The sequence below is a fragment of the Streptomyces capoamus genome, assembly GCF_014654935.1.
Taxonomy (GTDB): Bacteria; Actinomycetota; Actinomycetes; order Streptomycetales; family Streptomycetaceae; genus Streptomyces; species Streptomyces capoamus.
Window position 1 is genome coordinate 154,248 of the sequence record NZ_BNBF01000021.1, and the last position, 8,749, is coordinate 162,996.

Below are 8,749 nucleotides of genomic sequence, written 5' to 3' on the forward strand. Positions count from 1 at the left end.
GGCTCGAACAACACCACGATCGACAAGGACAGCTCGTTCCTGCCCGCGGGCAACCCGCTGCCGGAGGCCAACCCGTACGGCCGCACGATCCACTTCGGTATCCGCGAGCACTCCATGGGCGCGGAGCTGAACGGCATCACCCTGCACGGCAACACCCGCGTGTACGGCGGCACCTTCCTCGTCTTCTCCGACTACATGCGCAACGCGGTGCGCCTGTCGGCCCTGATGCACCTGCCGGTGACGTACGTGTGGACGCACGACTCCATCGGTCTGGGCGAGGACGGCCCCACCCACCAGCCGGTCGAGCACCTGGCCTCGCTGCGCGCGATCCCCGGTCTGAACATCGTGCGTCCGGCGGACGCCAACGAGACCGCGATCGCCTGGCGCGAGATCCTCAGGCGCTGGACGAAGGAGTTCGGCAAGGGCCAGCCGCACGGTCTCGCGCTCACCCGTCAGGGCGTGCCGACGTACGAGCCGAACGAGGACGCCGCCCGTGGCGGCTACGTCCTGTTCGAGGCCGACGGCGGCGAGGCGCAGGTCATCCTGATCGCCACCGGTTCCGAGGTGCACGTGGCCGTCGAGGCCCGTGAGCGGCTCCAGGCCGAGGGCGTCCCGACGCGGGTCGTGTCCATGCCGTCGGTGGAGTGGTTCGAGCAGCAGGACCAGGGGTACCGGGAGAGCGTGCTGCCGCCGTCCGTGAAGGCCCGAGTCGCCGTGGAGGCGGGCGTCGGCCTGACCTGGCACAAGTACGTGGGGGACGCCGGCCGCATCGTTTCCCTGGAGCACTTCGGTGCCTCCGCCGATGCCAAGGTGCTCTTCAAGGAGTTCGGCTTCACCGCGGAGAACGTGGCCGCGAAGGCGCGGGAATCCCTCGCCGACGCCCAGCGCTGACGCCCGTATACGACACGTAGGAGATGTAATTCCATGACAGACGCACTCAAGCGCCTCTCCGAAGAAGGCGTCGCGATCTGGCTGGACGACCTGTCGCGCAAGCGGATCACGTCCGGCAACCTCGCCGAGCTGATCGACCAGCAGCACGTCGTGGGCGTCACCACCAACCCGACGATCTTCCAGAAGGCGATCTCGCAGGGCGACGGCTACGACCAGCAGCTGTCGGACCTCGCCGCCCGCAAGGTCACGGTCGAAGAGGCCATTCGCATGATCACCACGGCGGACGTCCGCGACGCCGCCGACATCCTGCGCCCGGTCTTCGACGCCACGAACGGCCAGGACGGCCGGGTCTCCATCGAGGTCGACCCGCGTCTCGCGCACAACGAGCACGCCACCGTCGCCGAGGCCAAGCAGCTCGCGTGGCTGGTCGACCGCCCCAACACCCTGATCAAGATCCCGGCCACCATGGCGGGCGTCCCGGCGATCAGCGAGGTCATCGGCCGTGGCATCAGCGTCAACGTCACGTTGATCTTCTCGCTGGAGCGCTACCGCGCGGTCATGGACGCCTACCTGACCGGCCTGGAGAAGGCCAAGGAGCGCGGCCTGGACCTGTCCGAGATCCACTCCGTGGCGTCCTTCTTCGTGTCCCGCGTGGACACCGAGATCGACAAGCGCCTGGACTCGATCGGCACCGACGAGGCCAAGGCGCTGCGCGGCAAGGCCGCCCTCGCCAACGCGCGGCTGGCGTACCAGGCGTACGAGGAGGTCTTCTCCTCGGACCGCTGGAGCGCGCTGGAGAAGGCGGGCGCGAACAAGCAGCGTCCGCTGTGGGCGTCGACCGGCGTGAAGGACCCGGCGTACCCGGACACCCTGTACGTCACCGAGCTGGTCGCCCCGAACACGGTCAACACCATGCCGGAGGCCACGCTGGAGGCCACCGAGGACCACGGCGAGATCAGCGGCAACACGGTCGCCGGCACCTACGAGCAGGCGCGTGCCGACCTCGACGCGCTGGAGAGGCTCGGCATCGCCTACGACGACGTCGTGCAGGTGCTGGAGGAAGAGGGCGTCGAGAAGTTCGAGGCGTCCTGGAACGACCTGCTCAAGTCCACCCAGGCGGAGCTCGAGCGCCTCGCGCCTTCGGAGGGCTGAGTTGTCACCCGTTTCCGGTTCCGGAGCGAACCCGCTTCGTGACCCGGCCGACCGGCGGCTCCCGCGTATCGCGGGGCCGTCAGGCCTGGTCATCTTCGGCGTCACGGGCGACCTGTCGCGCAAGAAGCTGATGCCCGCGGTGTACGACCTCGCCAACCGGGGTCTGCTGCCGCCGGGCTTCTCGCTGGTGGGCTTCGCCCGCCGCGACTGGGAGCACGAGGACTTCGCCGAGGTCGTCCACGACGCGGTCAAGGAACACTCGCGCACCCCCTTCCGCGAGGAGGTCTGGCAGCAGCTCATCCAGGGGATGCGCTTCGTCCAGGGCACCTTCGACGACGACGAGGCGTTCGAGCGGCTGCGCGCCACCATCGAGGAGCTGGACAAGGCACAGGGCACGGGCGGGAACTTCGCCTTCTACCTGTCGGTGCCGCCGCGCTCCTTCCCGGTGGTCATCCAGCAGCTGAAGAAGCACGGCCTGGCCGACCAGAGCGGCGGTTCCTGGCGGCGCGCGGTCATCGAGAAGCCGTTCGGGCACGACCTGGCGTCGGCCGAGGAACTCAACAAGGTCGTGCACGAGGTGTTCGAACCGGACCAGGTGTTCCGGATCGACCACTACCTCGGCAAGGAGACCGTCCAGAACATCCTGGCGCTGCGCTTCGCGAACACGATGTTCGAGCCGATCTGGAACCGGTCCTTCGTGGACCACGTGCAGATCACCATGGCCGAGGACATCGGCATCGGCGGCCGGGCCGGCTACTACGACGGCATCGGCGCCGCCCGCGACGTCATCCAGAACCACCTGCTCCAGCTGATGGCCCTGACCGCCATGGAGGAGCCCGCCTCCTTCGACGCGGACGCGCTGGCCGCGGAGAAGGAGAAGGTGCTCGGCGCCGTCCGGCTGCCGAAGGACCTGGGCGCCAACACCGTCCGCGGGCAGTACGCGGCGGGCTGGCAGGGCGGCCAGAAGGTCATCGGCTACCTCGAAGAGGACGGCATCGACCCGAAGTCGAAGACCGACACCTACGCCGCGGTCAAGCTGGAGGTCGACAACCGCCGCTGGGCGGGCGTCCCCTTCTACCTGCGCACCGGCAAGCGGCTGGGCCGCCGGGTCACCGAGATCGCGGTCGTCTTCCAGCGGGCCCCGCACTCCCCCTTCGACCACACGGCGACGGAGGAACTGGGCCAGAACGCGATCGTCATCCGCGTCCAGCCGGACGAGGGCATCACGGTCCGCTTCGGCTCCAAGGTGCCGGGCACCTCGATGGAGATCCGGGACGTCTCCATGGACTTCGCCTACGGCGAGTCGTTCACGGAGTCCAGCCCGGAGGCGTACGAGCGGCTGATCCTGGACGTGCTGCTCGGCGACGCCAACCTCTTCCCGCGCACGGAGGAGGTCGAGCTGTCCTGGAAGATCCTCGACCCGATCGAGGAGCACTGGGACAAGCACGGCAGGCCCGCGCAGTACAAGTCGGGCACGTGGGGTCCCGTGGAAGCGGACGAGATGCTCGCACGAGACGGACGGAGCTGGCGGCGGCCATGAAGATAGACCTGACCGACACCACCGCCGGAGAGATCAACAAGGCACTCGTGCGGGGCCGCCGCGCCATCGGCACGCCCGCCGTCGGCATGGTCCTCACCCTCGTCATCGTCACCGACGAGGAGAACGCCTACGACTCGCTGAAGGCCGCGAACGACGCCTCGCGCGAGCACCCCTCGCGCACGCTGGTGGTCATCAAGCGGGTCTCGCGTTCGCCGCGCGACCGCACGTCCTCCCGGCTGGACGCCGAGGTGCGGGTGGGCGCGGAGGCCGGCACCGGCGAGACGGTCGTCCTGCGGCTGTACGGCGAGGCCGCGGACCACGCCGACTCGGTGGTCCTGCCGCTGCTGCTGCCGGACGCGCCCGTCGTCGTGTGGTGGCCGGTGAACGCCCCGCTCGACCCGGCGAAGGACCCGCTGGGCGCGCTCGCCCAGCGCCGGGTCACCGACACCTACGCCGCCGAGGAGCCGGTGCGCGAGCTGACCGCCCGTGCCTCGGCCTACACGCCCGGCGACACCGACCTGTCCTGGACCCGGATCACGCCGTGGCGCTCCATGCTGGCGGCGGCCCTGGACCAGGTCACCTGCGAGGTGAAGGCCGTCGAGGTGGAGGGCGAGGAGTTCAATCCGAGCTGTGAGCTGCTGGCGATGTGGCTCGCGGACCGGCTGGACGTGCCCGTGCGGCGCTCGCTGTCCTCCGGGCCCGGTCTGACGGCGGTCCGCATGGACACCAGCCAGGGTCCGATCGTGCTGGACCGGGCCGACGGCTCGCTGGCCACGCTGTCCATCGAGGGCCAGCCGGCCCGCGCGGTGGCGCTGAAGCGGCGGGACACCGCCGAGCTGATCGCGGAGGAGCTGCGCCGGCTGGACCCGGACGACACCTACGCGTCGGCGCTGCGCTACGGGGTGGAGCGGCTGCACACGGTCCCGGAACAGCCGGCCGAGGCTTCGGCCGAGCCGGTCGCGGAACCGGAACCGGTCGAGGAGGCGGCCAAGGCCCCCGCGAAGAAGGCGGCGGCCAAGACCGCGAAGAAGGCACCGGCGAGGAAGGCGACGGCGAAGTGAGCACTCCGCAGCTGGTCGTCCATCACGACAAGGAGCTGATGGCGCAGGCCGCCGCGGCCCGCCTGATCACGAAGATCGTGGACGCGCAGGCCTCCCGGGGCAGCGCGTCCGTGGTCCTCACCGGCGGCCGCAACGGCAACGGCCTGCTGGCCGCGCTGGCGGCGGCCCCCGCCCGGGACGCCGTCGACTGGGGCCGGCTCGACCTGTGGTGGGGCGACGAGCGCTTCCTCCCCGAGGGCGACCCCGAGCGCAACGTCACCCAGGCCCGCGAGGCCCTGCTGGACTCGGTGCCGCTGGACCCGGAGCGCGTGCACGCCATGCCCGCCTCCGACGGCCCGTACGGCACGGACGCCGAGGCCGCCGCGGAGGCGTACGCGGCGGAGCTGGCGAAGGCGGCCGGCCCGGAGAACCACGGCGCGGTGCCGGCCTTCGACGTCCTGCTGCTCGGCCTCGGCCCGGACACCCACGTGGCCTCGCTCTTCCCGGAGCTGCCGGCCGTACGGGAGACCGAGCGCACGGTGGTCGGCGTGCACGGCGCCCCCAAGCCCCCGCCCACCCGGATCTCCCTGACCCTCCCGGCGATCCGCGCGGCCCGCGAGGTCTGGCTCCTCGCGGCCGGCGAGGACAAGGCGGAGGCCGCGGCCATCGCCCTGTCGGGCGCGGGCGAGATCCAGGCCCCGGCGGCGGGCGCGTACGGCCGCTCGCGCACCCTGTGGCTCCTGGACGCGGCGGCGGCCTCCCGTCTGCCGAGGTCGCTGTAGCCGCCGGCGTCTCCGTGACGGTCGCGGCACTGTAGCGGCGGGGGCTTCGGCCCCCGCCGCCGCTATTTCACCGACCCCGCCATCACGCCCTGAACGAAGTGCCGCTGGAAGGCGAAGAACACCACGACCGGGACGATCAGGGACAGGAACGCGCCCGGGGCGAGGACGTCGATGTTGCTGCCGAACTGGCGGATCTGCGACTGGAGTTCCACGGTCAGCGGCTGGGCGGAACTGTCCGCGAAGAGCAGGGCGACCAGCATGTCGTTCCACACCCACAGGAACTGGAAGATGGCGAGCGAGGCGAGCGCCGGGCGGCCCACCGGCAGCACCAGCCGGGTGAAGATGCGCCACTCGCTGCCGCCGTCCATCCGGGCCGCCTCCAGCATCTCCTTCGGGATGTCCGCGAAGTAGTTGCGGAGCAGGAAGACGGCGAAGGGCAGTCCGTAGGCCACGTGGAAGAGGACGACCCCGGGGATCGTGCCGAACAGGCCGAGCGCGCCGAAGAGCTTGGCGACGGGCAGCAGACCGATTTGCACCGGCACCACCAGCAGGGCCACCACCAGCAGGAACAGGGGCTCGCGCAGCGGGAAGTCCAGCCAGGCGAAGGCGTATCCGGCGAGGGCGGCGATGACGACGACCAGGGTGGTGGCCGGCACCGAGATCAGCACCGTGTTCCAGAAGGCCTGCGTCATGCCGGAGTTCTTCAGCAGCGCCGCGTAGTTGTCGAAGGACAGCCGGCCCGGGCTCGCCAGCGCCGTCCACCAGCCGCCCTTCGCGGTGTCCTGGGCCGAGCGCAGGGAGGACACGAACAGCCCGGCCAGCGGGGTCAGCCAGACCAGCCCGATGACCACCAGGAAGGCCTGCACCAGGCCGCTGCCCAGACCGCGCCTGATCGCGTTCATCGCCGACTCCTCATTCGTTGGCTCCTCATCGCTGGCTCTGTCGGAAACGGCGGACGTTGAAGACCATCGCGGGGATCACCAGGAGCAGGAGCAGCACGCCGAGGGCGCTGCCGAGGCCCTGGTCGTTGCCGCCGCCGAAGGAGACCAGCCACATCTGGGTGGCGAGGACGGTGGCGTCCTCCTGCACGGGGCCGGGCGCGATGATGTAGACGAGGTCGAAGACCTTCATCACGTTGATGACGAGGGTCACGAAGACCACGGTGAGCACGGGCGCGAGCAGCGGCACGGTGATCCGGCGGAAGATCTGCCATTCGTTCGCGCCGTCCATGCGGGCCGCCTCCAGTGCGTCGCGGGGCAGCGTGGAGAGGCCGGCGCCGATCAGGACCATCGCGAAGCCGGTCCAGATCCACAGGTAGGCGCCGATGATCGCCGGGGTGACGAGGGTCGGGCCGAGCCAGGAGACGCCCTGGTAGGGCGGGGCGAAGTTCGACTCGGGCAGTTCCACCGTGTAGGGGCCGCGCTCCAGCCCCGGGAAGCGGAAGGAGCCGTCGGCCGCGGTCGTGGTGCTCGCGACCGTCCTGCCGTCGCGCACCGCCTGGACCGTCATGCCGGGCAGGCCGCTCTCCTTCGGGTCGACCGCGCCCTGCTTCCCGCCGCCGCCGGGGGTGAAGTCCAGGTAGACGACTCCGCGCAGCTCGCCGGGCGCGGCCTCGCGGCCGGCCGCCGTGCGGGCGGGGGCGGCGTCCCGGGGCAGGTCCTTGGGCAGGACGCCGACCATCGGGAGCGTCACGGTGTCGCCCGTCGAGGCGGTCGTCCGGTAGGAGCCGTCCGGGCCCTGGGTGAGCAGTCCGGTGCGGCCGCGGGCGGTCGGGTAGGTCGACGTGCCCTGGAAGGCGTCGTGGACGGAGACGACGGCCGCGTTCAGCACGCCCTTGTCCGGGTCCTCGTCGTAGGCGAGCCGGAAGATGATGCCGGCGGCGAGGAAGGACACCGCCATCGGCATGAACAGCAGCAGTTTGAAGGCGGTCGCCCAGCGCACCTTCTCCACCAGGACGGCCAGGATCAGGCCGAGGCCGGTGAGCAGGGCCGGGGCGACGACGACCCAGATGGTGGTGTTGCGGATGGCCTTCAGGGTGGCCGGGTCGCGGAACATCTCGGTGTAGTTGGCGCCGCCGACGAACCGGGTGCCGGAGGCGTCGAAGAAGCTGCGGCCGACGGAGAACAGCACCGGGTAGACGACGAGGGCGCCGAGCAGGAGCAGCGCGGGGAGGACGAAGAGCGGGGCGATGAGCCGGCCGCGCCGCCGGCCGCGGCGCGCGGGCGCCGGGCCGGCGGCCCGCGGGCCCGCCTGCCGCTTCGTGGCAGTGATGGCGGTCATGGTGCTGCCGTTCAGTCCTGGTAGGCCTTGGCCGCCGCGGCTTCCAGCTTCGCCGCGGTGCCCTTCGGGTCGGACGGGTCGCGCAGGAAGTCCTGGAGCAGCTTCCACTCACCGGCCCCCTTGGTGCCGCCGAAGGCCGCCGGCGCCTGGTCGGACATGTCGAAGCGGACGGAGTCGCCGGCGCCGACGAGGGACTTGGCGGTGGCGCGGGTGACGTCGTCGCCGTACGCGGCCGGGTCGAGCTTCTTGTTCGGGGACAGGAAGCCGCCGGCCTTGGCCCAGACGGCCGCGGCCTCGGGGGTGGCGAGGTACTCCAGGAGCTTCATGCCGGCCTTGGCGTTCTTGGCGTCCTTCAGGACGACGGCCGCGTCACCGCCGCTGACCACCGGGGCGGTGCCGCCGTCGACCGCGGGGAAGGGGAAGAAGTCCGCGTCCTTGCCGACGGTACGGCCGTACTGGTCGTGGGCGACCCCGGCGACGAAGTCGCCCTCGTAGACCATGCCTGCCTCGGGCTTGGGCCCGAAGACCTTTTCCACGGAGCCGGGGAAGTCGGTGTTCAGGGCCCCCTTCCGGCCGCCGGCGATGAGCTGCTTGTCCTCGAACAGCTTGCCGAGGGTGCTGAGGGCCTTCACCACGGTCGGGTCGGTCCACTTGAGCTTGTGGGCGGCGAGGGCGTCGTACTTCTCGGGGCCGGCCTGGGACAGGTAGACGTTCTCGAACCAGTCGGTGAGGGTCCAGCCGTCCTGTCCGGCGACGGCGAAGGCGGCGAGGCCGGAGTCGGAGACGGTGTGCCCGGCCTTGAGCAGGTCGGCGTACGTCTTCGGGGGCTTGACGCCGGCCTGGGTCAGGGCGTCGGGGCTGTACCAGACCGTGGACTTGTGGGCGGCCTTGAAGTAGAGGCCGTAGAGGGTGCCGTCGACGCTGCCGTACTTCTGCCAGACGGGGGCGTAGTCGGCGCCGATGGTCTGCCGGGCGGTCGGCGAGAGGGGCTTCAGCCAGCCCTTCTTCGCGAACTGCTGCAACACGCCGACCTGCGGGACCATCACGACGTCGGGCGCGTTGCC

At 71.0% G+C, this 8,749-nt stretch carries 8 protein-coding genes; 5 read left to right on the top strand and 3 right to left on the bottom strand.

Going from position 1 to position 8,749, the window contains the following annotated elements; all coding sequences use genetic code 11:
* From IE312_RS42270 to pgl, 5 genes are all read left to right on the top strand, one after another.
* A partial coding sequence (locus IE312_RS42270; RefSeq protein ID WP_229900548.1) for a transketolase-like TK C-terminal-containing protein occupies positions 1-891 on the top strand: 891 nt, incomplete at its 5' end.
* 33 nt (positions 892-924) lie between these two features.
* On the top strand, positions 925-2,043 hold the full coding sequence (gene tal / locus IE312_RS28875) for a transaldolase (RefSeq protein WP_189985231.1): 1,119 nt from the start codon (positions 925-927) through the stop codon (positions 2,041-2,043).
* 1 nt (position 2,044) lies between these two features.
* Entirely contained in the window at positions 2,045-3,583 is a 1,539-nt protein-coding gene (zwf, locus tag IE312_RS28880; protein ID WP_189985232.1) for a glucose-6-phosphate dehydrogenase, read from the top strand.
* Positions 3,580-4,644, top strand: a complete 1,065-nt coding sequence (gene opcA, locus IE312_RS28885) for a glucose-6-phosphate dehydrogenase assembly protein OpcA (RefSeq protein WP_189985233.1) — start codon at positions 3,580-3,582, stop codon at positions 4,642-4,644. The genes zwf and opcA overlap by 4 nt, the downstream gene beginning before the upstream one ends.
* Positions 4,641-5,405 (top strand): 6-phosphogluconolactonase, encoded by a 765-nt coding sequence (gene pgl / locus IE312_RS28890; RefSeq protein ID WP_189985234.1) that lies wholly within the window; start codon positions 4,641-4,643, stop codon positions 5,403-5,405. Before opcA ends, pgl begins: the two co-directional genes overlap by 4 nt.
* Before the next feature lie 62 nt (positions 5,406-5,467).
* Here pgl and IE312_RS28895 read toward each other — a convergent pair whose 3' ends face one another.
* The 3 genes from IE312_RS28895 to IE312_RS28905 form a co-directional block, all read right to left on the bottom strand.
* Positions 5,468-6,307, bottom strand: a complete 840-nt coding sequence (locus tag IE312_RS28895; protein ID WP_189985235.1) for a carbohydrate ABC transporter permease — start codon at positions 6,305-6,307, stop codon at positions 5,468-5,470.
* Between the two features lie 25 nt (positions 6,308-6,332).
* A complete protein-coding gene (locus IE312_RS28900) occupies positions 6,333-7,685 on the bottom strand; it encodes an ABC transporter permease (RefSeq protein WP_189985236.1) in 1,353 nt (450 codons plus the stop codon).
* 11 nt (positions 7,686-7,696) lie between these two features.
* The coding region (locus IE312_RS28905; RefSeq protein ID WP_229900549.1) for an ABC transporter substrate-binding protein at positions 7,697-8,749 on the bottom strand (1,053 nt) is incomplete at its 5' end.